We start from the raw sequence: 25,973 nt of genomic DNA on the forward strand, positions 1-25,973 counted from the left end.
GCGCAATTGCGCACAAGGCGGGGAATGACACCGCGTCCCTACTCTGCCGGATTGGCCGGCGTCGACACGTCGGTTCCGGTCGCGGCCTGCGCGGCCGCCGCCTTCTTCTCCACCATCGCCACCGCGATGATCGAGCCCTCGTAGAGCGCCAGCAAGGGGATCGCGAGCGAGCACTGGCTCAGCACGTCCGGCGGGGTCAGCACGGCCGCGATCACGAAGGCGATCACGATGAAATAGCGGCGCTTCTCGCGCAGCATCTTCGAGGTGACGATGCCGATGCGACCGAGCAGCGTCAGGATCACCGGAAGCTGGAAGGCGATGCCGAAGGCGAAGATCAGCGACATCATCAGCGACAGATATTCGCCGACCTTGGGCAGCAGCTGGATCTGGGCGGTCTCGTCGCTGCCGGCCTGCTGCATGCCAAGCGAGAAGCGGACCAGCATCGGCAGCACGACGAAATAAACCAGCGCCGCCCCCAGCACGAAGAAGAACGGGGTCGCGACCAGATAGGGCAAGAAGGCCTGCTTCTCGTGCTTGTAGAGCCCGGGCGCGACGAACTTGTAGATCTGCGTTGCCACGATCGGGAACGAGATGAAGCCGGCGCCGAACAGCGCGAGCTTGAGCTGCGTGATGAAATATTCCAGCAGCGCCGTGTAGATGAATTTCGAGTTCTCGGGTCCTGCGACCCACACGAAGGGCCAGACCAGCACGTTGTAGATCTGCTTGGCGAAGAAGAAGCAGAAGATGAAGGCCACGCCAAAGCCGAGCAGCGCCTTGATCAGCCGCGAGCGCAGCTCGATCAAATGGTCCATCAGCGGGGCTTTGCTGGCCTCGATATCGGCGTCGCTCATGACGCTTTGGCGTCCTTGATCGCTTCGGATGGCGCGGTGTCTTGCGCAACGACCGGCGCCTGCTCGACCTCACGGGTGATGGCGAGCGGCTCGTTCACCGCGGCATGGGCTTCCGCTTCCACGAAGGTTTCCGGCGTTGGGGCTTCCGGGGTTGTTGGAGTCGTCAGCGCCTCACTTGAGGTCGCCGGCGCTTCGATGGCAGTTGTTGAGGACGTCTCGGCTGGCTTGTCGAGCGCATCGACGCGAAGCGCGTCGCTGACGTCCTTCTGGAGCGAGGTCATCAGATTGTTTCCGGCAAAGCCGGAGGCGGCTTCCTTGACCTCGTCGAAGCTCTTCTTGAGGTCGGCCATCTCGGCCTCGCGCATCGCCTCCTGGAATTGGCCCTGGAATTCGGCGGCCATCTTGCGGGCCTTGCCCATCCACTGCCCGACCATGCGCAGAACGCCCGGCAGCTCTTTCGGGCCGATGGCGATCAAGGCCACGACCCCGATCAGGACCAGTTCACTCCACCCGATGTCGAACATGAGGTCTTCCGTTCACGCCAGCAGCAAGCCGGCCCAATCCCTCGCGCGCAGGATCGGGGCCGCTACCCGCGTCTCGCGTGCTCTCTGGCTCAGACGGCCTTGCTGCCGACGTCGGAGCGTGCCGCGGTCGGCGCGGCATTGTGCTCGATGGACTTGGCCGGCTCAGGCTTGTCAGCGGGCTTGTCGTCGTCCTGCATGCCCTTCTTGAACGCCTTGATGCCCTGCGCCACGTCGCCCATCAGATCCGAAATCTTCCCGCGGCCGAACAGCAGCAGGACCACTGCGATCACCAAGATCCAGTGCCAAATGCTGAGTGAACCCATCCTGCAACCCTCCAAACGCGCATGGCCGGGGACCCGGCCGATCTTCACCGGAACGTAGGCTCCGCAGGCCTCAAAAACAAGGACCAGCCGGCGCCAATTCGCTGTTGGCGCTACGTAATCTTGCTAGTGTTAACCGGTCGCAGGGGGCCCGTAATTGGCCGGGAGGTTAGTCCTCGCTGCCGCCCTCGCCGCCCTCATTGCCACCTTCCGGCGGGCTCTCGGGCTCAACCGCAGGTGCCAGCGCGAGATCGAGGTCCTCGCCCGGTTCCAGCGGATCCTCGTCTTCGCGCAATTGCGGGTCATCGGACGGCGTCGGCACGCTGAATCCGGTCGGCAGGCGCGAATCCAGCAGGCCCGTGCCCTTCAGCTCTTCCAGGCCCGGCAGATCGCCCAGCTGTTCCAGGGTGAACTGCGACAGGAAGTCCTCGGTGGTTCCGAAGGTCAAGGGACGGCCCGGCGTCTTGCGCCGGCCGCGCGGCTTGATCCAGCCGGTCTCCAGCAGCACGTCGAGCGTGCCCTTCGAGGTGACGACACCGCGGATCTCCTCGATCTCGGCGCGCGTCACAGGCTGGTGATAGGCGATGATCGCCAGCACCTCGATCGCCGCGCGCGACAGGCGGCGGGTCTCGGTGCTCTCCCGCGTCATCAGCCAGGCGAGATCGCCGGCGGTGCGGAAGGTCCATTTGTTGGCGACGCGCACAAGGTTCACGCCACGCGAGGCATAATCGGCCTGCAGCTGCTCGAGCGCGGCCTTGACGTCCACGCCGTCAGGCATGCGCTTGGCCAGTGTCGCGGTATCCAGCGGTTCACTCGACGCAAACAGCAGCGCTTCCAGCAGCCGCAATTCTTCAGGACGTGCCTGGGATTCGTTCTCCATCGGCTCGGCCTCGTCTACCCGCACTTCAGCCAGGCTTGCCATGGCAGATTCTCCTTCTTGCACTTAAGCGACCGGCGCATCGGGCGCGGGAGCTGCGTCAGGGACCGGTTTGGGACGCCCCTTCCGGAAATAGATCGGCGCAAACGCCTCTTTCTGGTTCAGCTCGAGCTGACCTTCGCGCACCAGCTCCAGCGCGGCGGCGAAGCTCGAGGCGAACACCGTGGCACGCTGCGTCGGATCGGCGACGTGCCGGATCAGGAAGTCGTCGAGCACGCCCCAGTCATCCTGTTCGCTGATGCTGCCGACCAGCCGCTCCAGCGTGGCGCGCGCCTCGGCGAGCGACCACACCGTACGCTTGGCCAGATGCACGCTCGCCAACACGCGCGACTGGCGCTGCGAGGCATAGGCGGTGAGCAGGTCGTACAGCGTCGCGGTGTATTTCGGATGCTTGATCTCGGCGATCTGTTCGGGCTCGCCGCGCGGGAAGATATCGCGCTGCAATTGCGGCCGGTTCATCAGCCGGTTGGCCGCTTCGCGAATGGCTTCCAGCCGGCGCAGGCGGTTGGCAAGCGCGGTCGCCATCTCCTCGGCGCTCGGCCCTTCCGCGCTCGGCGGCTCCGGCAGCAGCAGGCGCGACTTCAGGAAGGCGAGCCACGCGGCCATCACGAGGTAGTCGGCGGCGAGCTCGAGCCGGATCTTTCGCGCGGCTTCGATGAAGTGGAGATACTGGTCGGCCAGCGCCAGGATCGAGATCTTGGCGAGATCGACCTTCTGCTGCCGCGCCAACGCGAGCAGGAGGTCGAGCGGGCCTTCATAGCCCTCGACGTCCACCACCAACGCCGGCTCACCCTCGGCGAGCTCTGCAGGCCGCCCGGTTTCAAACGATAGGATTTCTGCGGTCATGCGGATGCCGTGTTTGCCCGTACGATCAATGCGTCCAGTTCGGCGCGTGCGGCCGCCCGGTCGAATGGCTGCGGCGCCTTGCGCGCCGCGAGCGCGGCTGTCGCCCGCTCCAGCGCCTTGCCGGACAGTTCAGGCGTCTGGCCGGCGACCTCACGCATCTCCTCGATGTTGCCGTTGCAATGCAGAGCCATGTCGCAGCCGGCCGCGAAGATGGCGCGGGTCCGATCGGCGATGCTTCCCTCCAGCGCGTTCATCGACACGTCATCACTCATTAACAAACCCTGGAACCCGATTGCGCCGCGAATCACCTGAGCAATCATTGTCGCAGATGTCGTCGCCGGATGGGCGGGGTCGACCGCGCTAAACACAACATGTGCAGTCATGGCCATCGGCAGGTCCGCCAGCGGCTTGAACGCCGCGAAGTCGGTCCGCTCCAGCTCGTCCCTGGGCGTGTCGACGGTCGGCAGCTTGAAATGGGTATCGGCGGTGGCGCGGCCGTGGCCGGGAATGTGCTTGAGGACTGGCAGCACGCCACCCTGCTCCAGGCCCTTGGTCACCGCGCGCGCGATCGCAGCGACCTTGCGAGGTTCGGTGCCGTAGGCCCGGTTCCCGATGACGGCATCCGCGCCCTGAACCGGCACGTCAGCCAGCGGCAAGCAATCCACGGTAATGCCGAGATCGGCGAGGTCGGCCGCGATCAGCCGCGCGCTGAGGCGTGCCGCGGTGAGCCCAAGCGCCGAATCACTGTCGTACAGATTCGCGAATACGGCGCCCGGCGGATAGACGGGCCAGTGCGGCGGACCCAGCCGCTGCACCCGTCCACCCTCCTGATCGATCAGGACGGGGGCGTCGGGCGCGTTCGCAACCGCGCGCAATTCTGCAACCAATGCAGCAACTTGAGCCGGCGTGGCGATATTGCGCTTGAAGAGGATGAAGCCCCATGGGCGCTCCGCACGGATAAACTCCCGCTCGGCGGCGGTCAGTTCCGTTCCGGATACGCCGGTAATGAAGGCCCGCGTGCTCATAAGGGCCGATTAACCCTGCCCCGCGAGGGGGTCAAGGAAACGGCCGTTAATTCCTCTGGACGAAGCAGGCGGACAGGCCTGCGGACTTCAGGCTGTTGCAGGCCTGCGTCGCCTCCTCGGCCGAGCCATAGGGACCGGCGAAGGCGCGATAGACGATGCCCTTGCCCTTGTCGGTGAGATCGACCCGCTTGATCACCGGCGAGCGCGATCCGAGCACGCTGCCGTACTTGCTCTGAAGCACCCGGTACGACGCGGCGGCGCTGTCCTCGCTCTGCTGCGAGGAGACCTGCACAATGTAGCCACCGCCGCCACTGCTGGCGGGCGCGATCTGCGTCGGATTGGTCGCAGCCATCCGCTGCGGCGGCTCGGCTGCGGGCGTCGATTGCGGTGCCAGCGAGAGCGGCTGGTTGGCGCTGGCATTGGCCGAGGTCGGCGGCGTGCGCGGCGCGGGCGGCGCAGCGACCGGCTTCGGCGGAGTAGCCGACTTGGCAGCAGCGGCCGATTGCGGCGTGGCGCTATCGGTCTGATCGCCCCTCACGGCCACGGTCCGGATCGTGCGCGGCGAATTGTTCGGCAGCGTACCGTTGCTCGGAATCGGACCCGCGCTCGGCGGCGGGATCGTGGACGGCGACACGCTCGCCACCGGCGGCGGGTTCGCATTCGGGTTCAGCGGCGGGAACACCACGCGGGGACCGCCCGCCTTGGCGTTGACGTCAACAGGCGCTTCCTCGCGCGGCACGATCTTCTCGGTGCCATCGCCGCTGACCATGCGATCGGGCACCTTGGCCGAGGAATCCGTCGGCGCGGGCACGATCTTGGTGGGCGTGTTGTCGGCCTTGATGATCGGCGGCTCGCCGCTGCGGGGCGAGCCGACATAGGTCTTGTAGGCGAAGGCCGCGCCAGTGCCGACCACGGCAAGCGCCAGGATCGCCGCGACCGTCATCATCCCGCCGCGCTGCTTCTTCGGCTCGTCGAGATCGGCCTCGGGATAGTCGCTCTGGAATGCGTAGGGATCGTCCGGATAGGCCGGATCGCGCTGATAGTCCTGCTCACCCGCCTCCAGCTTGCCGTAGAGCGCATCGTCATAGCGCGACGGATCGGGCTGCGCGTACGGCTCCTGGTAGGCCTGCTCCTGCTGATAGGCTTGATCCTGCTGATAAGCCGGAGCCTGATGAGGCTGATCTTGATAAGCGTGATCCTGATAGGCCTGCGGCTGATGGAAATCAGGCTCGGCCGCGGTCGGCTGGGCTGAATAGCGATGCAACGGATGAACCGGGTTCACGGAGACGGGGTAGTCAGGCTCCGGCGCGGGTGCCGGCTGCGGCTGCACGTTGGCGCGCCGCATCCATGAGGGCGGCCCGGGCGGAGCCGACGGCGCCTGCGCGGCATAGTCCTGCTGGTCATCGTCCTGACGATAGTCGTCTTCCTGATAGCTCTGGGCGGGCGCCGGTGCGGCCGGCGGGCGCGCGGTGGGCCGCCCCTGCGCTGCAAATGGATCGGTCTGTCCGATCAGACGGGCGAGCTCGGCCAAGGGATCATTTTCCGCCTTCCCATGCTGATCGCCGCCGCGACCATAGTCATCGGAAGGAAACGGTCTGTCCTGATATCGTTCGGCCATCGTGATGATGCGTCCCTTCGGGAAAGCCGCGCGCCCCTCGACCAAGGCACGGCCTTCGACCCACAAGGCTTTCAACCAAGTCTAAGCGGTCCGGCTTCTGCCGGTTACCCCCTAATTCCCCTTAAGTAGTTCGCCCCAAACTACCGCATCTCGTCCGGGGCATGGACGCCGAGGATGGCGAGGCCCGATGCCAGGACCGAGACGACGCCCTGGACCATGGCCAGTCGCGCCTTTGTAAGATCTGCATCATTATTGATAATGAAGCGTAAATAGGGCAAATCGCGCCCCTTCGTCCAAAGTGCGTGAAATTCGCTCGCTAAGTCATAGAGATAAAAGGCAATCCGGTGCGGCTCATGGGCCGCGGCGGCGGCTTCCAGCATCCGCGGATAAATTGCGAGACGCTTGAGAAGGTCGAGCTCCACCGGGTCCGACAGCCGCTCCACCGCCGACTCACTGAGCCAGGCGATGCGCTTGGCGGTATCATCCGGCAGGTCCGGGAACACCTCGGCCCGCGCGTTGCGGAAGATCGAGTGACCGCGGGCGTGGCCGTACTGGACGTAGAACACCGGGTTGTCGCGCGACTGTTCCATGACCTTGGCGAGGTCGAAGTCGAGCACCGCGTCGTTCTTGCGATACAACATCATGAAGCGGACGGCGTCCTGGCCGACTTCATCCACCACCTCACGCAAGGTGACGAAGTCCCCGCTCCGCTTCGACATTTTCACCGGCTCGCCGTTGCGCAGCAGCTTCACGAGCTGGACGATCTTGACGTCGAGCGCGCCCTTGCCGGAGGTCGTCGCCTTCACTGCCGCCTGCATGCGCTTGATGTAGCCACCATGGTCGGCGCCCCAGACGTCGATCATCTCCGCAAAACCACGGTCGAACTTGTTCTTGTGGTAGGCGATGTCGGAGGCGAAGTAGGTATAGGAATTGTCCGACTTGATCAGCGGACGATCGACGTCGTCGCCATAGGCGGTCGCCTTGAACAGCAGCTGCTCGCGGTCTTCCCAATCCTCGACCGGCGCGCCCTTCGGCGGCGGCAGGCGCCCCTCGTAGATGTCGCCCTTGGCCTTCAGGAAATCGATGGTCTCGGCAACCTTGTTGTTGCCGCTCTCGATCAGCGAGCGCTCCGAGAAGAACACGTCGTGGCGGATGTTGAGGGCGGCGAGATCGTCCTTGATCTCGTCAATCATCATCGCGATCGCCTTGGCGCGCACGGTCGGCAGCCATTCGGCTTTGCTCATCGTCCGCAGCTTGTCGCCATGCTCCTTCGCCAGCGCCTGCCCAACCGGCTTCAAATAGTCACCGGGATAGAGGCCCTCCGGAATCGCGCCGATATCCTCGCCCAGCGCCTCGCGATACCTGAGGAAAGCGGAGCGCGCGAGCACGTCGACCTGCGCGCCGGCATCGTTGATGTAATATTCGCGCGTGACGTCGTGGCCGCCGAACTGGAGCAGGCTTGCCAGCGCGTCGCCGAACACGGCGCCGCGGCAATGACCGACATGCATCGGTCCGGTCGGATTGGCCGAGACGTATTCGACGTTGACCTTCGAGCCGCCGCGGACGCGGCCGTAATCGGCGCCCTCGCGCAGCACGGTGCGCAGCGCTTCCGCCCAGGCAGCCGGCTTCAGCGTCAGATTGATGAAGCCGGGACCGGCGACATCGACCTTGGCGATCAGCGCGTCGGCACGCAGCCGCTCGGCGATCTGCTCGGCGAGATCGCGGGGCTTCGCCTTTGCCTCTTTCGCAAGCACCATCGCGGCGTTGGTCGCCATGTCGCCATGGGAGACATCGCGCGGCGGCTCGACCACCACGCGCGAGAAATCGATGCCCTCGGGCCAGCTGGCATCCGCCGCGAGCGCGCGGCAGGCGGCGTGCACGCGTGCGAGCACGTCAGCGAACAGGTGCAGGGATGAGGATGTGTCGGGCATGGCCGCCGCCTAACGCAAATCCGGGGTCGAGTCAAAGAGCCGCTGGTGCTCGGTCAGGGCGAAACGGTCGGTCATTCCGGCAATGAAATTGCCGATCCGCCGGGCCCGGTCGCCCTCATTGTCCGCCTCCGCCCCCGTGAGCCATTCCGGCGGCAGCTCGGCCGGCGATTTCAGGTATTTCGCGAACAGGTCGAACAGGATCTGTTCGGCCTCCCCCATCACCCGCATCACCCGCTTGTGACGGTACATGTGCTGGTAGAGGAAGCGCTTGATGGCGGCCTCCTCCTCGGCGACGTCAGCGGGGAACGCGATCAGCGCCCGGCTCTGTTGGCGCACGTCCTGGGCCGATTGCGGCTTGGTGGCGGCAAGGTTCTTCTGCGCCTCCGCAAACACCGCACCGATCAGATGCGAGATCAGCTCGCGCACCAGCTCGGCGCCGCGCCTGACATCTTCGAGATCGGGATAATGCGCTGAGGTTTCGGCGATGATCGCAGCTGTGAGCGGCATCGCCTTGAGATCGTCGAGGTCGAACAGGCCGGCACGCAGGCCGTCGTCGATGTCGTGGGCGTCATAGGCGATGTCGTCGGCGATCGCGGCGACCTGCGCCTCCAGCGAGGCGAAGCTCCACAATTCGAGATCGTAGACCTTGATGTAGTCGGCGATGCCGACGGGAATGCCATGCTCGCGATAGTGTCCGACCGGCGCACCGCTGCGATCGGTCAGCGGGCCGTTGTGCTTGACGATGCCCTCCAGCGATTCCCAGGTCAGGTTCAGCCCGTCGAATTCGGGGTAGCGGTGCTCCAGCGCCGCGACGACGCGCAAGGCCTGGGCATTATGGTCGAAGCCGCCAAATTCCTTCAGGCACGCATCCAGCGCCCGCTCCCCGGCGTGCCCGAACGGCGGATGGCCGAGATCGTGTGCGAGCGCCAGGGTTTCGGTGAGGTCCTCGTCGAGCCCGAGCTGCCGGGCCAGGGCGCGAGCGATCTGCGCCACCTCCAGCGAATGGGTCAGCCGGGTGCGGTAGTGGTCGCCCTCGTGGAACACGAAGACCTGGGTCTTGTACTTCAGGCGGCGGAACGCTGTGGAGTGGATCACCCGGTCGCAATCCCGGCGGAACGGGCTGCGGGTCCGGCTCGGGGGCTCGGCGACCAGCCGGCCGCGGCTGCGATCGGGGTCGCAGGCATAGGGCGCGTGGGGGGCTGCCATTCCGACGGACACGGCGAATTTAGTCCCTATCCATTTGATTCTGCGTATGGTGGCACTTAACTATGCCGGACGCGGGATACCAAATGAATTGGGCGAGTAACCTTGGTATGACGCCACCGACGATCGGAGACCTGAGATGACGACTGCCGTGACCATCAGTGACCGGGCCGCACGCCGGATTGGGGAGATCCTCAAGGGCGAAGGGTCAGGCGCGATGCTGCGCATCTCGGTCGAGGGCGGCGGCTGTTCCGGCTTTCAGTACAAGTTCGACATCGACCGCGACCGCACCGACGACGATCTCGTGATCGAGCAGGACAATGCGGTGGTGCTGGTCGATTCCGCCTCCCAGCCTTTCCTGGCGGGATCGCAGGTCGATTTCGTGGACGACCTGATCGGCGCCTCGTTCCGCGTCAACAATCCCAACGCGACGGCGTCCTGCGGCTGCGGGACCAGCTTCTCGATCTGAGCGCTTACGCGCCGGTGATCTGCCTTTCTTCCTCTGTCCACTCGACCTCGACCGGCATCAGCTCCGGCTGAAGCGGCGCGTCGTCCGATGCCACGTGGTTCAGCGCCCGCAGCAACGCCGCGACCAGCGCGGGCTTGCGCAGCGGCTTTGCCAAAAAGTCCGACATGCCCGCCTCGCGGCAGATCTTGACGTCTTCGGGGAAGGCGTTGGCGGTGAGCGCGATGATCGGCAGGGCCTCGAAGCGGCCGCCTTGCGCGCGGATCGCCCGGGTTGCGGCAAGGCCGTCCATGTCGGGCATGCGCACGTCCATCAGAACGACATCGTAGTCCCCCTCCGAGGCCGCCGCGACGGCCTCGACGCCGTCGGTGACGACGCGCAGCTCGACATCGAAGGCACCGAGCATCTTGCTCACGACCAGGCGGTTGACGGCATCGTCCTCGGCGACCAGTACCTTCAGTGGCCGGTCGAGCTCGGCGATATGCGCCTTGAGCTCGTCGGCCTCGTCGCGGCCGGCCGCCTGGTCGGATGCCGGCGCCTGGCTCCAGGGCAGCACCAGCGTGAAGCGGAAGGTTGAGCCCTCGCCCGGCGTCGAGGTGACGCCGATCGTGCCGCCCATCTGCTCGATGATGCGCCGGGAGATCGCAAGGCCAAGCCCGGTGCCGCCGAAGCGGCGGCTGATCGAGGCGTCGGCCTGGGCGAAATCGCTGAAGAGCAGGCCGAGTTTTTCGGGCGCGATGCCGATGCCGCTGTCCTTGACGGTCCATTCGACGGTCGCCAGAAGGTCGCGCCGCGTCTGGCAGGTGGCCGAGATCGTCACCTCGCCGTCGTCGGTGAACTTCACCGCGTTGGACGCGAGGTTGAACAGCACCTGCCGGATGCGCGCGACGTCGCCGCGCAGCGTCGGCGGCAGGTTCGGATCGAGCTCGACCTTGACCGTGAGCCCCTTGCTCTTTGCGCTCGCGCGCACGACGGTCGCGACCGTCTCGACCAGCGCCTGCGGTGCGAAGTCGATCGCCTCGAATGCGAAGCGGCCGGCCTCCAGCTTGGACAGATCGAGGATGTCGTTGAGGATGCGCTGCAGGTTGTCGCCGGACTCGCGGATCGTGGCGACGGCCTCGCGCTGCTCCGGATCGAGCTTGGTCTCGAGCAGCATGCTGGCGAGCCCGAGCACGCCGTTCATGGGCGTACGGATCTCATGGCTCATCACGGCGAGGAAGTCGGACTTGGCGCGGCTCTCGGCCTCGGCCTTTTCCGCGCGCCAGCGCTCGGTCACGTCGCGGCCGAAGCCGCGATAGCCGAGGAACTGGCCGTCGCGGTCGTAGGCCGGCTTCGCCGTCAGCGACCACAGCCGCGCCTCGCCGCCGGCAACGACCTTGAGGTTCATTTCGTGCAGCGGCTCGGCATGTTCCATCAGGCCGACGATGTTGTAGGCCGCGCTCTTGTCCTCGGGGCAGAGCATGTCGAGCACGTCAGCGAAATGCGAGCCCTTCAGCAGCGGAAGCGGCAGCTGCGCCACATCGGCGAAGCGCTCGGGCACGTCAACCAGGTGTCCCTCGGCGTCGGTCTGCCACAGCCAGTCGCTGGCGTTCTCCTGGAAATCCTTCAGCAGCAGCGAGATGATCTCGGTCTGACGCTCGAGCTCGAGCTGGGCCTTGAGATTGCCGAGGAACAGGTTGCCTTGCGAGACGATGTTGCGCGCCATGAAGAACGCGAACAGCAGCAGGAACCCCGCGGTCACCAGATACGGCCCGGCGCCGCACAAAAGCAGCGCGCCGGCGCAGCCGACCGTCATGGTGGCGAGATAGACGAGGCCGGCGCGCGGGAAGGTCGAGAGCGTGAAGGCGCCGCCGGACATCACGCCGACCATCAGGCAGGCCAGGATCAGCTGACTGGTCGGCTCGATGTGGCTGAACACCGCGAGTGGCAGCGTGCCCCAGATCGCGGCGAGGAAGAAGGCCTGCCGCAGCATGTGCCGTGCGGCGCGGGGCGAAGCCTCCTGCGGCGGGTTCCGATGCGACCGCCGCCACGAACGTACCGCGAGCGAGGCGGTGGCGGCCAGCGTCAGGCCCCAGATCGCGAGGAAGCCGTTCCAGCCCCTGCCCCAGAACAGGATCAGCACAATGGCGACGTTGAGCATGGTGACGGCCATCGTCACCGGGATCAGCTGCGTCACCGCGTCGATCTGCTTGGCGCGGATTCGGCCGAACTCACGCTCGCTGAGATCGGCGGTCAGGCCGTCCTCGATCTCGAAGCCGCCGAGCCAATACAGGAACGCGCCGACCAGTCCGTCGCGCGGTTCAGCCTGTTGTGAAGTTTCGACCCGCCATCCCATCCGTGGAACCTTTTCCGTATCAATGGCCTGCGGTCCGCTTAAGCCGGGTTAATTTTGTGGGAGATTTTGCGGCGTCCTTGACGGGGGCGTTTGCATTTTGTTCTAACGGGTGCCCCTGCCCGGAGCCGTCGAAATGCCCATCAGAGTAGCCACCTGGAACGTCAACTCGGTCCGGCAGCGGATCGACCTGCTCCTGACCTGGCTGAAGGAGTGCCAGCCGGACATCGTCTGCCTCCAGGAGATCAAATGCGTCGATGAGGCCTTCCCGCGCCTGGAGATCGAGGCGCTCGGCTACAACGTGGTCACGCACGGGCAGAAGACGTTCAACGGCGTCGCCCTGCTCTCGAAGCTCCGCTTCGACGAGACCAAGTCGGGGCTGGCCGGCGACGACGAGGACAGCCATGCCCGCTTCCTCGAGGGCGTGGTGACGCTCAAGCACGGGGTGCTGCGCATAGCCTGCCTCTATCTGCCCAACGGCAACCCGGTCGGGACCGAGAAATATCCCTATAAGCTCAAATGGATGTCGCGACTTCTTGAATATTCGAAGGAGCGCCTCAAGACCGAGGAGCCGCTGATCCTCGCAGGCGACTTCAACGTCATCCCGCATGCCCGCGACGTCCACAATCCGGCGGCATGGACCGAGGACGCCCTGTTCAAGACGGAGACGCGGGAGAGCTTTCAGTCCCTGCTCGGCCTCGGCCTGACCGATGCCTTGCGGGCCGTCACCGACGAGCCGGGCCTCTACACCTTCTGGGACTACCAGGCCGGCGCCTGGCAGAAGAACCATGGCCTGCGCATCGACCACCTGCTGCTGTCGCCGCAGGCCAGCGACCGGCTCGCCAATGTCGGCATCGACAGCTATGTGCGGGCTTGGGAGAAGCCGTCGGACCACGTGCCGGTATGGGCGGATCTGGATCTCGAGGCGGCGTAACGCCGCCTCTTCGGGATCACTCCCGGCGGCCCTGCACCCACTGTTCCAGCATTTGCAGGCACATGGCGCGGTCGTCGTCCGAGGCCTTCGCGAAGGCGCGATTGTAGCTTTCCTTGATCCAGGTCTCTTCGCTGCCGGCGCTGTCGCGCGCCAGCGTCAGCCACATCAGGCCGCGGGCGGCCTGCCGCGGCAGGCGGTCGCCGTTGAACAGCATCTGGCCGAGCAGCGCCTGTGCCTCGTGCTGGCCCTTCTGCGCGGCGAGCCCGAGCCAGCGCGCGCCATAGCGGAAATCCTCGCGCGAGGCGTCCGGCGTCTTCAGATACAGCCGGGCAAGATCGTACTGCGCGTCCGCATTGCCGAAATAGGAGGCGGCATAGGAGAACATCTCCCGCGCCCGGTCCTGGTCCGGCTTGATCTTCGAATTCGGGATGCCGCTGAGGTAGTAGCGGCCGAGCGCGACGAAGGCATTGGCCACGATCTGCGCCTGAGGCGCCGAGGGACTGTCCTCCGCATGCGCGTTGGCGATCCGGCTGAAATATTCGAAGGCGCGCACGTCGTCCTGGGCCACGCCGTCGCCATTGGCGTACATGCGGCCAAGTTTCCACTGCGCGATCGGATGGCCGCCCTCGGCAGCATATTGCAGGGCGCTGAGCGAGGTTTCCTGGGTCGCTGGCGGCACCTTGCTGCGCACCGCACCCGCGGCCCCCGGCAAGGTGGTCACGACCGGGATGGTCGCGTCCTTCTGGTTGACCGGCGCGCCGTCGAAGGCGAGCGCCGGCACGGCCAGCGCACTGACCCCCAACACAAACGCAACAATGGCACGCCTAGATGTCCGCATAGCACTGTTTCTCGTGCGCACCGCCCGGATGGGTGACCGCCCCCCCGACCGCTGGTCCAACCTGCTGAGCATATTTCCAGAGCGCGCCCGTCGTGTGGTTAGTCGCGCGAGCGCTCCATTTGGTCTTGCGCTGGGCAAGCTCCTGGTCGCTCAATTTTACGTTAAGGGTGCCGGCGACCGCGTCGATCTCGATGATGTCGCCATCCTCGAGCAGCCCGATCGGGCCGCCGATGGCGGCTTCCGGCCCGACATGGCCGATGCAGAAGCCGCGGGTGGCGCCGGAGAAGCGGCCGTCAGTGATGAGCGCGATCTTGCCGCCCATGCCCTGCCCGGTCAGCGCCGCGGTGGTCTGGAGCATTTCCCGCATGCCGGGGCCGCCCTTGGGGCCCTCGTAGCGGATCACGATGACTTCGCCTTCGCGGTATGTGCGGTTCTGGACGGCCTCGAAGGCGTCCTCTTCCCGGTCGAAGCAGCGTGCCGGACCGGTAAACCTCAGGTTGGACATTCCCGCGACTTTCACGATCGCACCTTCTGGCGCCAAATTGCCCTTCAGACCCACCACACCACCGGTGACGGTGATCGGCTTGTCTGCCGGGTGCACCACATCCTGGTGCGGATTCCACTTCACGCTCTTGAGGTTTTCGGCGATCGTTCGACCGGTGACCGTAATGCAGTCGCCGTGGAGAAATCCGTTGTCGAGCAGCGTCTTCATCAGAAGCGGGATGCCACCTACTTCAAACATGTCTTTGGCGACATAACGGCCGCCCGGCTTCAAATCCGCGACATAAGGTGTCTTTTTGAAGATTTCGGCGACGTCAAACAGATCGAACTTGATGCCGCACTCGTGCGCGATCGCCGGCAGGTGCAGCGCAGCATTGGTCGAGCCGCCGGAAGCCGCGACAACGGCTGCGGCATTCTCCAGCGCCTTGCGGGTGACGATGTCGCGCGGCCGGATGTTCTGGGCGATCAGCTCCATCACCTTCTCGCCCGCGGTCATGCAGAAGGCGTCGCGGATTTCATACGGTGCCGGAGCACCGGCCGAGTAAGGCAGCGCAAGGCCGATGGCTTCCGAGACGGTCGCCATGGTGTTGGCCGTGAACTGCGCGCCGCAGGCACCCGCCGAGGGGCACGCCACGCGCTCGATCTCGTCGAGATCCTCGTCCGACATGGCGCCGACCGAGTGCTTGCCGACGGCCTCGAACATGTCCTGCACGGTGACCTGCTGCCCGCGGAAGTTGCCGGGCAGGATCGAGCCGCCATAGATGAAGATCGAGGGCACGTTGAGGCGAACCATCGCCATCATCATGCCCGGCAGCGACTTGTCGCAGCCGGCAAGGCCGACGAGGGCGTCATAGGCATGGCCGCGGACGGTCAGCTCGACGGAATCGGCGATGCATTCGCGCGACGGCAGCGAGGAGCGCATGCCGTCATGGCCCATGGCGATGCCGTCGGTCACGGTGATGGTGCAGAATTCGCGGGGTGTGCCGCCGGCATGCGCGACGCCCTTCTTCACCGCCTGCGCCTGGCGCATCAAAGCGATGTTGCAGGGCGCGGCCTCGTTCCAGCAGGAGGCGACGCCGACGAAGGGCTGGTGGATCTGCTCCGTCGTCAGACCCATGGCGTAGAAGTAGGACCGATGGGGCGCGCGCGCAGGGCCTTCCGTCACGTGACGGCTCGGCAGCCTCTGCTTGATGTTGGTCTTTGCGTTCATCGCAAACCAGTTTCCCCGGCCAACCCTTTCAGACCCGAAAAATCAGACCCAAGATTTGAATCGACCTTGGGATTTCCCGTTCGCCTCGAGGACCGCCGCTGCCCCTAAAACATTCGAGCAATTTTATTCATGTTCGGGTGTGGCTAAAAAGCGGCGGTGATGCGAACGGCTGACGATGAGGGCTTAATCCGGAAGGAGTGTTGCGTGGATGGCACATTCGTTACCGGGAAGACACGGATCGGCCTACTGGGATACCCCCGCGAAGATGACAATCCACAACCTGAGATTTCCAGGCGGGTACGACGCGCCCGATCACGCACCACACCTTGGAGTGAGTCGCTGTCGACATCACCAAGCCCGCCATCCCCGGCAGTGGACACGCACTCTCCACATGGTCGTGGCGAGCGCAGCGAAGCAGTCCAGAGTCTTTCCGCTGACGGATTCTGGATTGCCTCGCTGCGCTCGCAATGACGGAGCGAGATGCATCGGCGTCATCCTCCAACTCGCATCGTAAATCGCAGACACGCCTTCGCATCCTCGCGGCGGATTTCGCCCGAGCTTTGCTTGATCGCTCCACACTCCCAATCGAGAGGGCGCAGGGAAGGCCGGGTGCCCGACGGCACCCGCGGTCTGCTGCGCGAAAGCAAGCGCAGAGAAACCGCACAGCAGCATACAGGTGTAGCCAATCCCTCGGCCTTCCCTGCGCAGTGGTTGGACGGCTTATGCCGTGCTCTCCCGGGAGCCGAGTTCGTTCTGGCCTCCCTCACTCTCGCGAAAGTCGCCGGCACCGCGCCGGTTGACGCGACTGCCGCATCCGCAAGAGCTTGACCGTAGCAACGCCGGCCAGGACCCCACGGTTTTGCCGTACGCACGGCCCGCCATTTCGCCGCAGTTTTCCCAGCCCTGTCGACGGAGCCGGAAACTTACAGGCGAGACGAACCTGACAGCGTCGCTCATCCAGCACGAAGTCCTGGGCTCACGGAGAGCAATCCGCCCTGCCCTTGGCCTCTCGTACCCGACGCTGCCGCGTCCACCGCAAGCCCGGCTCGCGACACGTGACGACACAAGATCGCCCCTCAAGATCAAGCCGGGATGGGCAACACATACGGCAAATCAGAATTTCGGCAAAGTGGAATATTTTTGCGCAAGCGGATTGACCGACCGCGGGGGTGTTTTGCCCGTCGGGCAACGCAAGATCTCGTAGCCCGGATTTCACTGCGCTCCCATCCGGGGCTTTCAGAGGGCCGCTCAGGCCGACATCGCGCCCTTGCGCCCGAACGGATCGACCAGGCGGACGATCTCGCAGGCGGCGACGAGGCCGGCGAGCCAGACGGCGCCGGTCAGTCCAATCCGCGCCACGATGGCCGCGGTGAAGGCGCCCTCTCCGCCGAGGACCGGCGTCGCAGCGAGCAGCACGAGCTCATAGGCCGCGTAGGCGAGGACGAATGTGATCGCCAGCATCAGGGGCGTGCGGCCATGCGCCAGCGCACGGAGCGCGGCGGAGGAGGCCGCGGTCGCGACGAGTGCAGCAGCGCCAATGACAATGCCCCAGGCGATCGTGCTGCCGGCAACGGGATAGTGCAGCACGCCGAAGCCGATGCTCTGGTTCACGAGCCACGCGCCGCTGACGACGAGCAGTGCCGGCCGCAGCGGCAACATCGCGGCCGCGACGACCGCGAAGGCCGCAAAGGGCGTTGCGCAGGCGAGCGCAAGACTTGCGAGCGCGCATGACACCGCCAGCAGCGCAAAGCAGAACATCGATGCAAGGCGCGGCGCGACCGGATGGAGCCGGAAACGGTCGGCGTAAGGCGGCAGGGTGCTGAGAGCCATGAGTGATCTCCTTCTTTTCGAATTCTAGTCCATTCGGGGGCCTATGACAGCCCCCGTCGCGGTCAGAGCCTTGATCAGAAATTGGCGCCGGCCTTGAGCAGATAGGTGCGGCCGGGCAGCGGATAGGCACTGAAGCGGCCGTCCGTGAAGGTGCTTGCGATCGCATAGTCGTAGTAGAGCGCGTTCAGCACGTTGTTGACGCTCAAAGACCAGAAGTAGCGCTCGTACTGACCGCTGAGCTTGAGGTCGATCGTGCCATTGGCTGGGATCGGCCGCTGTGTTCCCGCCTGGTCATTGTCCATGCGCCGCTCGCTCCAGAAGCGCGCGGTGGCGTCGAGCACCACATAGTTCTGCCAGATGTTCCAAGTGACGCCTGCACTCGCGGTGTAGCGCGACACCAGCGGCACGTCGTTGCCGGCCCAGACGCCCTCGCGAAACACGGCCCTTGTATAGGCCATGCCGGAGCGCAGGAGCAGAGAGCCGTTGACGCGATAGGACAGGCTGGTCTCCGAGCCGTAACGACGGGTCGGATCGAGGTTGGTGTTGTAGAACAGGATCGGACTGAAGTGGATCTCGTTGGCGAGGTCCATCAGATAGAGGCTGCTCTGCAATTGCAGCCCGCCTCCCTTGATGCGCAGCCCGCCCTCAACATCCTGCGAGGTCTGGGTCTTGAGCTGGAAGGTTTGCGGGATCGGCGCGAAGGTAAAGGGATCGAAGGACGGCCCCGACGACACACGCTCATCGACATCCGGCGTGCGGAATGCGCGCGCAGCGCGGCCGAACAGCGAGACCATGTCATTGAGGCGATGCTCGGCACCGAGATGCAGCGCATATTGGGTCTCGTCGCTCCTGAGCGGGAGCGCGCCGATGTCGGTGTTGAACGGAGCTGCGGCGTCAAAATGATCGCGCGCCGAGAGACTGACGCTCTGCACCCGCACGCCATAGGAGACGTCCGTCGTCGGCGCCACACCCAATGTGTGCTGAAAATAGCCCGCAACCGTCTGCTGCCTGAGATCGTAATTGTGCCAGGGCGCAAGCCCCTGGCCGGCGCCGCGGTTCTGCTGAAAGCTCGCATCGTAATAATCGAGGCCGGTCAGCAGTTGCGACGGCATCCCCAGCAGCAAGCCCTTCACGCTGAGCCGCGGCGTGATCGACCATGTCGTCAGATCGGCATCGACATAGGTGGACGTGAACAACGCGGGAACCGGCGCTGGGCCGGAGAAGAACGCGCTCTGCTGCTTCTTGTCGCGCACACCGCCGTCCACGATGAGATCGATGCCGTTGGCCAGGGTGTTCGTGAAGCCGGCCGTCGCGCCAAAGCCCTGCTGGTTGGCGTAGTTGAAGGGTGTGCTGGTGCCCCGTCGGTTGGTCGCGAGCTCGTCGACGCCGATGGACGGATCGACGGTGCGGCCGCCCGGCAATCGCAGCTCCTGATTGTCGCCGGTAACGGTGACGAAAGCAGTCAGGTCTGATGTCGTGTAGTTCAGGTTGCCGACGCCATTCTCCTGGACAAGGCGATTGTTGTCGCGGTAGCCGTCTGTCTTGACGGCATTGCCGTAGAACGAGGTCGACCACGGACCGGAATTGAGCGACGTCGAGACATTGCCAAGCCTGGTGTCGAACGAGCCGAAGCCGGCCTCGATGCGCGCGGCAACGGGCGGCCCGCCGACGCCGTTCCTGGTGATGATGTTGATCACGCCGCCGACCGCATTGTCCCCATAGAGCACCGCGCCGGCATTGCCGCGCGTGATCTCGATACGCTCAATGGAATTGAGCGGGACAGTGGAGAGGTCCACCTGCGCGATGTCGATGTCGTTCAGCCGCCGCCCGTTGATCAGCACCAGCGAATTGGCAGTGGCAAACGCGCCGAAGCCGCGCAGGTCGACGCTGGTCTTCGCGCCGATCTGGCCGCCATAGAGCGTCGTGATCTGGGCACCCGGGACTTGCGTCGCGATGATCTCGGCAAGCGTCTGCGAGGGCGCATGTGCGATATCCGCGGCCGTGATGACGGTCGCGGCGGCCCCGACGATGCCTCCGTTGCCGGCGACCGCCTCGTCGCCGGAGCCGGACGAGCCGGCGCCATTGCCTGCCGGCGCTCCGCTCGGGGCTCGCAGCCTCGCCGTGTCGCCATCGCCGATCGCCCTGGCGCGTGTGCGGTTCTGATCGTCGGGCCTGGTCACTTCGACCGGCGGCAGCTGCTCGGCGGCGGCTTGCTGCGCGAAAGCTGTGGGGAGATCGATCGCATGGAGGAAAACGGCAGCAACGATGCCGGCGCGAAGGCGCCTGGCGGCAGAGACAATACGGGACACAGTTGTAACCTCGGCATGACGTCAGTGGCACGTCACAGCGAACGAGGCTTTACGGCGGAGCAATCGATTGCTCCGGTGAAGCTAATGCCTGTACTCCCCGACCGACATCTTCGCGTGTGACCACGGCTGACGGCAGGTCTCCTGGCTCGCGGGTCGTTACCTTACGTCGCCTTCCCAGGACCGAGATTCCCAGTGGCATATGACGAAAGATTCACCGCTTACAGTTGCGGGGGCAGCCGTGGCGTTGGGACAATCCCGGCGTTGGGACAATCTCGCACCACGTTCCCTTTTGATCTCCGTGCGGAGAACCGTCACCGATCAATCTACGAGGCGGCCGTACGGAGAGTCAATCGACCGGTTGAACGATGAGCTGCAAACGCGAGGCAAACACAATCAGTCAGGCTTCGGCACCGCGCGCGTCGTGACCACCGCCCGCTCACCGGCATCGACAAGCTGACCGATGCCGGTTCGGCCCGCGAGCGCGCAGCGGACGATGTTCTCGGCGACCGACCTGCGGAACCCATGATCCTCGCCCCTGGGCCGATTGCGGCAAATCCGATCCAGCGCCAGCTTCATGTTGATCCGTGTACGGGTGTCGAAATGCGCGCTGATCATTCGCCCGGCCTCGATACGTGATGTTGGGGCGGAAACGCCCGACGATCGCCCGTGTTCCGACACGGGATCGCGCAATAGAGCGGCCGCCTACGCCCGCCCTCTCTGGCGCTGTGCCTGAGCCCAGGCCACCGTGACGTCGCGCGGCGGGATGTCGATGCGCCGGATCGGCGTCAATTCGCCCGAAGCGGAGATGATCGCGGTCTCCTCGCGGCGACAGCGCGGACACACGAAGCGGACCTCGCTCGGGGACGTCGACCAGCTCGAGCGTTTGACGTTGGCCGCCATCGGCCACGCGTCGCACTGCGAGCACGACACCAGAAACCGGCCGGGATCGAGCATACCCATTCCATCCGACTCCGCGTCCTGCCTGCTCCTACCAATGATTATGTCAGGTGAATCGTTCCGGTGCCCCGACACCGTCAACCCCTCAATGCCCAAGAGGGCCGGCGATCCCGGCCCCCAAGCTTCTGCAAACCGCTGGCCGCTCAGTGCGCGCCCTTGAGCGTGCAGGACGTGGTGCAGGTGACCGTGTTGCCATGGTCGCATGCCTTGCAGGCGGCCACGCACTGGTTCATGTCGCGGGGGTTGTAGGAGCTGTAGTTCCGCACGGGGCAGGCTGCGGTCGAGCCGGTGATGTCCTGCTCCTGGTTGCAGGCCGCTGTCATGAGCGCGAGGATGAGGACCGCAAGCAGACGCATGGGATTGCCCCGAAAAAGCACCGGCAAAGCAACATCAGCGAGACACGTTGCATTGCAGCGAGTCCCGGCATTCCCACTGCGAGCCATCGCGAATCGCGACGCTCGCTCCCGTCAAAGGATGCGTGCCAAATGTTAAGAACGGATTGCAGCCGCCTTCAGGCCGCAGCGCTGGTCGCGACCGCAGCCCGCGTCTCGCGCGCAAGCTGATAATAGTGCTCGGCGAGCTTGAGATAGAATTCGCGCTTGGTGCTGTCGGTGGCGAGCTTGGCGATCAGCTCGCATTCGGCCGTGAGCGTCTCGAACCGTTCCAGCCTGTCCTCAAGTTCTGTCATCGGCGTGTCCCCATCAAACGCCTCAAGGACGATCAACCTAAGCCTGGGAAATAGGTCACGGCGAACATCGTTATCGAGTAGAAACAATTTTTCCCGCGGCGGCTTACTTCTGCTCCAGCCGCCAGGCACCGTCCCACCTCTCGTCCGGCGGATTGACCTCGAACTGCGCGATGCGGGCGAGCAGCGCGCGCGAGGGACCGTCGCCGGGGACGGCTTCGAGCGCCGCGTTGAAGGCGGCGCGGGCCTCGTCGAAGCGGCGGGCGCGATAGGCGGCAAGACCTTCGGCATAGAGCGTGCGCAAGCCGTCCTGCGCGGCGGTGAGCACGCCGGCCCTCGCCATCACCTCGAAGATCGCCTGGGGCGCGCTCTGGCCGGCGACCGCTAGACGATCGATCTCGCGCAATTCGAGGCGCTCACCGACCGCATCCGCCGTCGTCTGCGAGATCAGGATGCGGGTGCCGTAGACCTTGTTGACGGCCTCGAGCCGCGAAGCGAGGTTCACGGCATCGCCCATCACGGTGAAGCTCATCATCAGCTCGGAGCCGATGCTGCCGGTGAGGACCTCGCCGGTGGCGATGCCGATGCGCAGGTCGCAGGGCACGGGCATGGCGCGGATGCCGAGCAGATCGGGCAATTGCTTCTGCAGCGCGGGCACCTGGTCGGCCATGTCGATGGCGGCACAGCCGGCAAGGAGTGCCGGCTCATCCTCCTCGATGAAGGGCGGGCCCCAATAGGCCATGATGGCATCGCCGATATATTTGTCGATGACGCCGCGATTGCTCCTGATCGGGGCCGACATCACCGTAAAATAGTGGTTCATCACTTTTACGAGGCCGCGCGGGGTCATGCCCTCACTCATCGAGGTGAAGCCACTCATGTCGCAGAACATGATGGTCATCACCCGGCGCTGGCCGTCGATGGCGACCTCGGGCCGTTCGATCAGGCCCTGCACCACCTTGGGATCGATGTAGCGGCCAAACGTCTCGCGGATGCGCTCGTTGTGGCGCAACTGCTCGATCATGCGGTTGAAGGCGGCCGCGAGCTCGCCGATCTCGTCCTGGGTCGAGACGGCGATGGTCTTGTCGAACCGCCCCGCCTCGACCTCGCGGGTGCCGGCCAGCAACAGCCGCACCGGCCGCGTGATGCCGCCGGACACCAGCAGAGCGAAGGCAAATCCGACGATCGCGGCGAGCAGGGTCACGATGCCCGACACGATGATGGCCTGGCGCTGGTGGCTCATCACCTGCGATGTCGAAGCGAAGACCTGTGTCAGCATGTCGGCACGGATCGCATCGAACTTCCGATTGAACTGGTCGCGGATGGCGTCGATATGCTCCAGCGTACTGCGGGCTTCTGCCATCTGCTTGGCGTCGACCTGCTTGAGCAGCTTTGCGTGGTCCTCGTTCAGGTCGCGGCGCAGCTCGGTGACGGCAGTCTCGATGCGGATCTCGATCCGCGCCAGCGCGGCATTGTCGGACGGCGTCCTCGGGTCGTCGATGATCGCGTTGATGAGCTTGCGTGCGCCCTCGGCCTCCTCCTCGATCTTGCGGTCCGCTTCCTCGAACTCGCGCAGGCGCGCCGCATAGGCCTCCTCGTCCGAGGACGCCTGCATCTTCATCATGACCATGCGCCGCAGCGCCACCGACCGCTCCAACGAGCGGATATTGGCGCGCGCCAGATCGCCATAGGCCGGGATGTAGCGGTTGGTCAGCTCGTCCAGGAGGACGCCGACCTGGCTCGACATCACCATCGACAGGATCGAGGTGACCAGCATCAGGACGATCAATCCGAGGGCGATGCCGACGATCTTGCGCCGGATCGACTGGTTGAAAATCGGCATAGGTGCGGGGCAAAGGCTGAAAGGACGGGTCAGGGAACTCAATACACCGGATTTCAGCCCGGGAATACGCGCAATCTGGCCCTTCACGGCGCCCTGGACGGTGCGCAACCGTCGCCGGAGCCTTATTCGTTAACAAAGGTTAAAGGGCCTATTCTATTCACCGTTGCAAGAGTTCCCGCCTTCCATCCGTATTTTGCCGCATTGTTGCGACAGCGTGACAAATGCGAAACGATGCCGTGGCATCGTTTTCGGCGTCACTTTGATTCTCGAGCCGCATGTCGTCGCGGACTTTGGTTTGTACTGGTTTCGCAGGGGGGACCACGGAATGAACCAGTGCCTACGCTCGCTCGCGTGTGTCGTTGCCGTGGCCGCCTTGGCTCTCCTTCCGACGGAGCTGGCGGCGAAAAGCAGTCACAAACCGTCCGCGTCGAAGAAGACGCATGAGGCGAAAGCCGGCAAGCAGCGCCACGCCGCGGCGAAATCGCGCCATGGCAAGCACGCCGAGGCGAAGCGCAAGCCGAAGAAGCAGGACGACGAGCCGTCAGACAAGCCGGCAGCGCCGCCGCTGACCGGCGACCTCGCCGCGCTGAAGGACGCGATCGATCTCGCGCGCAAGGGCAAGACCGATGACGCGAGCGCGGCGCGCGACCGCATCGCGGATCCCGCCGGGCAGAAGCTCGCCGACTGGTTCATGCTGCGCCATTCCGAGAGTACCGCGAATTTCAAGCGCTATGCCGCCTTCCTCGCCGCCAATCCTGACTGGCCGAGCAGCGCGCTTTTGCGCCGGCGCGCCGAGGCGCGGCTGTGGCAGGAGAAGACCGACGCGGCCACCGTGCACAAATTCACCATGGACCGCCCGAGCAGCGCCAAGGGCAAGTTCGCGCTCGCCCGCGTGCTGCTCACTGAGGGCGACAGCGACAGGGCCACGCGGCTCGTCCGCGAGGCCTGGCGCACGGACGAATTGTCGGAGCGCAGCGAGGAAGATTCCTACGAGGCGTTCCGCGATCTCCTCACCGCCGACGACCACCGCGCCCGCATGGACAAGCGGCTCGGCGCCAAGGACTATGCCGGCGCAAGGCGCGCGGCAAAACGGCTCGGCGAGGATGCGCTCGCGATCGTCAAGGCCTGCGCCGCCGTCACCGGCAAGGCCAACAAGGCCAAGGACTATCTCGATGACGTTTCGACCGAGGCGCGCCGCGATCTCGGCTATGTGCTGTGCCGCGCGCAATGGCATCTCCAGAAGGACCGCATCGACGATGCGGCCGAGGTGATTTTGGCCGCCGCACCCGACGCCATGGCGGCGCAGGACACCGACGCCTGGTGGCGCGAGCGCCGTTTGCTCGCGCGAAAACTGCTCGACCAAGGCAAGTTCAAGACCGCTTACGACGTGGTGCGCGCTGCGGCCGTGCCGGCGATGGAGGTCTACCGCGTCGACTACCACTTCATGTGCGGCTGGATCGCGCTGCGCTATCTCGACGATCCCAGGACGGCGATGATGCACTTCGCCGCGATCGACGAAGGCTCGGCCAATCCACTCGCGCTGTCGCGCGCCCATTACTGGCGCGGCCGTGCCGCGGAAGCGATGGGGGCGCCGGCCGATGCGCGCCAGAGCTATCAAGCGGCGGCGCGCTACCCGACCGCCTATTACGGTCAGCTCGCCCGCGCCAAGCTCGGCCTCGACCGCATCGAGCTGCGCCCGCCCTCGCCCGTGCTGGCCGCAGCCGACCCGCAAGCCCTGGACGAGCGCGTGCGCGCAGCCGACATGCTCTATGGCATCGGCGAGCGCGACACGGTGTTCTACTACGCCGAGGATCTTGCCAAGGAGAGCACCGACGTCGCCGCGCTCGAAGGCCTCGGCGAGCTGGCCGGACAGCGCAACGATGCCCGCGTGATGCTGGAGGTGGGCAAGTCGGCGCTGGCGCGCGGGCTCGCGCTCGACCATTACGCCTTCCCGACCATCGGCATCCCAGAGCACAAGCAGGTCGCACCCGCGATCGAGACCAGCGTGATCTATTCGGTGGCGCGCACCGAGAGCTCGTTCGACCAGCGCGACAGGTCGGCTGCCAACGCGGTCGGGCTGATGCAGGTGACGCCGGAAGCGGGCCGCGACACCGCAAAGCGCTTCGGCCTGACCTATGACTGGGACAGGATGGTTTCCGATCCCGTCTACAACACGCAGATGGGGGCGGCCGAGCTCAGCGCGCTGCTGTCGGAATATCGCGGCAACCAGATCATGACGTTCGCCGGCTACAATGCCGGCCGCGGCCGCGTGCGCGAATGGGTGCAGGCGCGCGGCGACCCCAGGGATCCCAAGGTCGATCCGGTCGACTGGGTCGAGCGCATCCCGCTGTCGGAGACGCGCAATTACGTCCAGCGTGTGATCGAGAACGTGCTGGTCTACCGCGCGCGGTTCGAGAGCAGCGGCATGGTCGCCGCGAAATCCGAGCAGCGCGTCACGACGCAGGAAGTGAGCGCGGCACCAACGGTATCGGCCGCAGCCCCCTCGCCCTAGCCTCGCGACCGCCGGGGCTGGACGCGGCGCGGGGCTTGACGCGGTGACTGCGGCCGACGACTCTGCGCGGCCTGCGTCGTTCAGCTAGCCGTCACCTCCTTCCGTGGTCAGAAGGTCGTGGGCGCGCAGATATGCCTCGGTCAGCGAGCGCGAGAGCGCGCCCATCTGTATCATCCAGCTCCAGCTCGAGATCGCCGCCAGCACCGCGATCACCTCGAGCGAGCTGCGGTAGGGCCACAGCAGTTCCATGGCGGTCTGCTGATCTCGACGGTAGCAATCCTGGTCGCAATAACGCTCTTGC

At 65.4% G+C, this 25,973-nt stretch carries 23 protein-coding genes and 1 riboswitch; of the genes, 3 read left to right on the forward strand and 20 right to left on the reverse strand.

The genetic code is table 11. From position 1 onward, the window contains the following. Positions 1-38: 38 nt before the first annotated feature. The 9 genes from tatC to WN73_RS40655 form a co-directional block, all read right to left on the reverse strand. A complete protein-coding gene (gene tatC / locus WN73_RS40615) occupies positions 39-851 on the reverse strand; it encodes a twin-arginine translocase subunit TatC (protein WP_027546595.1) in 813 nt (270 codons plus the stop codon). Then, the gene (gene tatB / locus WN73_RS40620) at positions 848-1,375 is read right to left on the reverse strand and encodes a Sec-independent protein translocase protein TatB (RefSeq protein WP_011087518.1); all 528 of its coding nucleotides are present in this window, start codon (positions 1,373-1,375) and stop codon (positions 848-850) included. Before tatB ends, tatC begins: the two co-directional genes overlap by 4 nt. Before the next feature lie 89 nt (positions 1,376-1,464). Further along, positions 1,465-1,698, reverse strand: coding sequence for a twin-arginine translocase TatA/TatE family subunit (locus tag WN73_RS40625; RefSeq protein WP_011087519.1), 234 nt, complete (start codon positions 1,696-1,698; stop codon positions 1,465-1,467). A 166-nt stretch (positions 1,699-1,864) separates the two neighbouring features. Next, on the reverse strand, positions 1,865-2,617 hold the full coding sequence (gene scpB / locus WN73_RS40630; RefSeq protein WP_028171841.1) for an SMC-Scp complex subunit ScpB: 753 nt from the start codon (positions 2,615-2,617) through the stop codon (positions 1,865-1,867). Positions 2,618-2,638: 21 nt separating this feature from the next. Beyond that, positions 2,639-3,478 carry a segregation and condensation protein A gene (locus tag WN73_RS40635; RefSeq protein ID WP_011087521.1) on the reverse strand — a complete coding sequence of 280 codons (840 nt, stop codon included), beginning with the start codon at positions 3,476-3,478 and terminating at the stop codon, positions 2,639-2,641. Then, positions 3,475-4,503: a beta-N-acetylhexosaminidase gene (gene nagZ / locus WN73_RS40640; RefSeq protein WP_028171840.1), complete on the reverse strand. Its 1,029-nt coding sequence runs from the start codon at positions 4,501-4,503 to the stop codon at positions 3,475-3,477. Before nagZ ends, WN73_RS40635 begins: the two co-directional genes overlap by 4 nt. A 46-nt stretch (positions 4,504-4,549) precedes the next feature. Beyond that, a complete protein-coding gene (locus WN73_RS40645; RefSeq protein WP_028171839.1) occupies positions 4,550-6,121 on the reverse strand; it encodes an SPOR domain-containing protein in 1,572 nt (523 codons plus the stop codon). A 140-nt stretch (positions 6,122-6,261) separates the two neighbouring features. Continuing rightward, entirely contained in the window at positions 6,262-8,052 is a 1,791-nt protein-coding gene (gene argS, locus WN73_RS40650; protein WP_028171838.1) for an arginine--tRNA ligase, read from the reverse strand. A gap of 9 nt (positions 8,053-8,061) precedes the next feature. Beyond that, the gene (locus tag WN73_RS40655) at positions 8,062-9,270 is read right to left on the reverse strand and encodes a deoxyguanosinetriphosphate triphosphohydrolase (RefSeq protein ID WP_028171837.1); all 1,209 of its coding nucleotides are present in this window, start codon (positions 9,268-9,270) and stop codon (positions 8,062-8,064) included. A 124-nt stretch (positions 9,271-9,394) separates the two neighbouring features. Here WN73_RS40655 and erpA point away from each other — a divergent pair, with 124 nt between their 5' ends. Continuing rightward, the gene (gene erpA, locus WN73_RS40660) at positions 9,395-9,724 is read left to right on the forward strand and encodes an iron-sulfur cluster insertion protein ErpA (RefSeq protein WP_011087527.1); all 330 of its coding nucleotides are present in this window, start codon (positions 9,395-9,397) and stop codon (positions 9,722-9,724) included. A 4-nt stretch (positions 9,725-9,728) separates the two neighbouring features. On the opposite strand, the gene WN73_RS40665 is transcribed toward erpA, so the two are convergent. Continuing rightward, positions 9,729-12,056 carry an ATP-binding protein gene (locus tag WN73_RS40665; protein WP_271557906.1) on the reverse strand — a complete coding sequence of 776 codons (2,328 nt, stop codon included), beginning with the start codon at positions 12,054-12,056 and terminating at the stop codon, positions 9,729-9,731. A 133-nt stretch (positions 12,057-12,189) separates the two neighbouring features. Here WN73_RS40665 and xth point away from each other — a divergent pair, with 133 nt between their 5' ends. After that, positions 12,190-12,987, forward strand: coding sequence for an exodeoxyribonuclease III (gene xth / locus WN73_RS40670; RefSeq protein ID WP_039185184.1), 798 nt, complete (start codon positions 12,190-12,192; stop codon positions 12,985-12,987). Between the two features lie 16 nt (positions 12,988-13,003). Here the strand turns inward: xth and WN73_RS40675 are convergent, their stop codons facing one another. From WN73_RS40675 to WN73_RS40715, 9 genes are all read right to left on the reverse strand, one after another. After that, positions 13,004-13,825, reverse strand: a complete 822-nt coding sequence (locus WN73_RS40675) for a tetratricopeptide repeat protein (protein WP_162603528.1) — start codon at positions 13,823-13,825, stop codon at positions 13,004-13,006. Further along, positions 13,812-15,536, reverse strand: a complete 1,725-nt coding sequence (ilvD, locus tag WN73_RS40680; protein ID WP_028171833.1) for a dihydroxy-acid dehydratase — start codon at positions 15,534-15,536, stop codon at positions 13,812-13,814. Before ilvD ends, WN73_RS40675 begins: the two co-directional genes overlap by 14 nt. 1,248 nt (positions 15,537-16,784) lie before the next feature. Further along, positions 16,785-17,366: a hypothetical protein gene (locus WN73_RS40685; protein WP_028171832.1), complete on the reverse strand. Its 582-nt coding sequence runs from the start codon at positions 17,364-17,366 to the stop codon at positions 16,785-16,787. Between the two features lie 74 nt (positions 17,367-17,440). Next, positions 17,441-19,675, reverse strand: a complete 2,235-nt coding sequence (locus tag WN73_RS40690; RefSeq protein WP_271557911.1) for a TonB-dependent receptor — start codon at positions 19,673-19,675, stop codon at positions 17,441-17,443. Between the two features lie 114 nt (positions 19,676-19,789). Continuing rightward, positions 19,790-20,003, reverse strand: a riboswitch (cobalamin riboswitch). A 65-nt stretch (positions 20,004-20,068) separates the two neighbouring features. Further along, complete coding sequence (locus WN73_RS40695) at positions 20,069-20,290, reverse strand: hypothetical protein (protein WP_028171830.1); 222 nt, start codon at positions 20,288-20,290, stop codon at positions 20,069-20,071. A gap of 87 nt (positions 20,291-20,377) precedes the next feature. Beyond that, positions 20,378-20,635, reverse strand: a complete 258-nt coding sequence (locus WN73_RS40700) for a hypothetical protein (protein WP_028171829.1) — start codon at positions 20,633-20,635, stop codon at positions 20,378-20,380. Between the two features lie 140 nt (positions 20,636-20,775). After that, positions 20,776-20,988, reverse strand: coding sequence for a hypothetical protein (locus WN73_RS40705; protein ID WP_027548279.1), 213 nt, complete (start codon positions 20,986-20,988; stop codon positions 20,776-20,778). 155 nt (positions 20,989-21,143) lie between these two features. Next, entirely contained in the window at positions 21,144-21,320 is a 177-nt protein-coding gene (locus WN73_RS40710) for a hypothetical protein (RefSeq protein ID WP_166466009.1), read from the reverse strand. A gap of 103 nt (positions 21,321-21,423) precedes the next feature. After that, a complete protein-coding gene (locus WN73_RS40715; RefSeq protein ID WP_271557917.1) occupies positions 21,424-23,160 on the reverse strand; it encodes an adenylate/guanylate cyclase domain-containing protein in 1,737 nt (578 codons plus the stop codon). A 325-nt stretch (positions 23,161-23,485) separates the two neighbouring features. Here WN73_RS40715 and WN73_RS40720 point away from each other — a divergent pair, with 325 nt between their 5' ends. Beyond that, the gene (locus WN73_RS40720; RefSeq protein ID WP_271557918.1) at positions 23,486-25,672 is read left to right on the forward strand and encodes a lytic transglycosylase domain-containing protein; all 2,187 of its coding nucleotides are present in this window, start codon (positions 23,486-23,488) and stop codon (positions 25,670-25,672) included. An 84-nt stretch (positions 25,673-25,756) separates the two neighbouring features. On the opposite strand, the gene WN73_RS40725 is transcribed toward WN73_RS40720, so the two are convergent. Continuing rightward, positions 25,757-25,921, reverse strand: a complete 165-nt coding sequence (locus WN73_RS40725; protein ID WP_271557920.1) for a hypothetical protein — start codon at positions 25,919-25,921, stop codon at positions 25,757-25,759. Positions 25,922-25,973: the final 52 nt, after the last annotated feature.

Origin of the sequence: Bradyrhizobium sp. CCBAU 45394 (genome assembly GCF_028128655.1) — a bacterium.
Classification (GTDB): domain Bacteria; phylum Pseudomonadota; class Alphaproteobacteria; order Rhizobiales; family Xanthobacteraceae; genus Bradyrhizobium; species Bradyrhizobium diazoefficiens.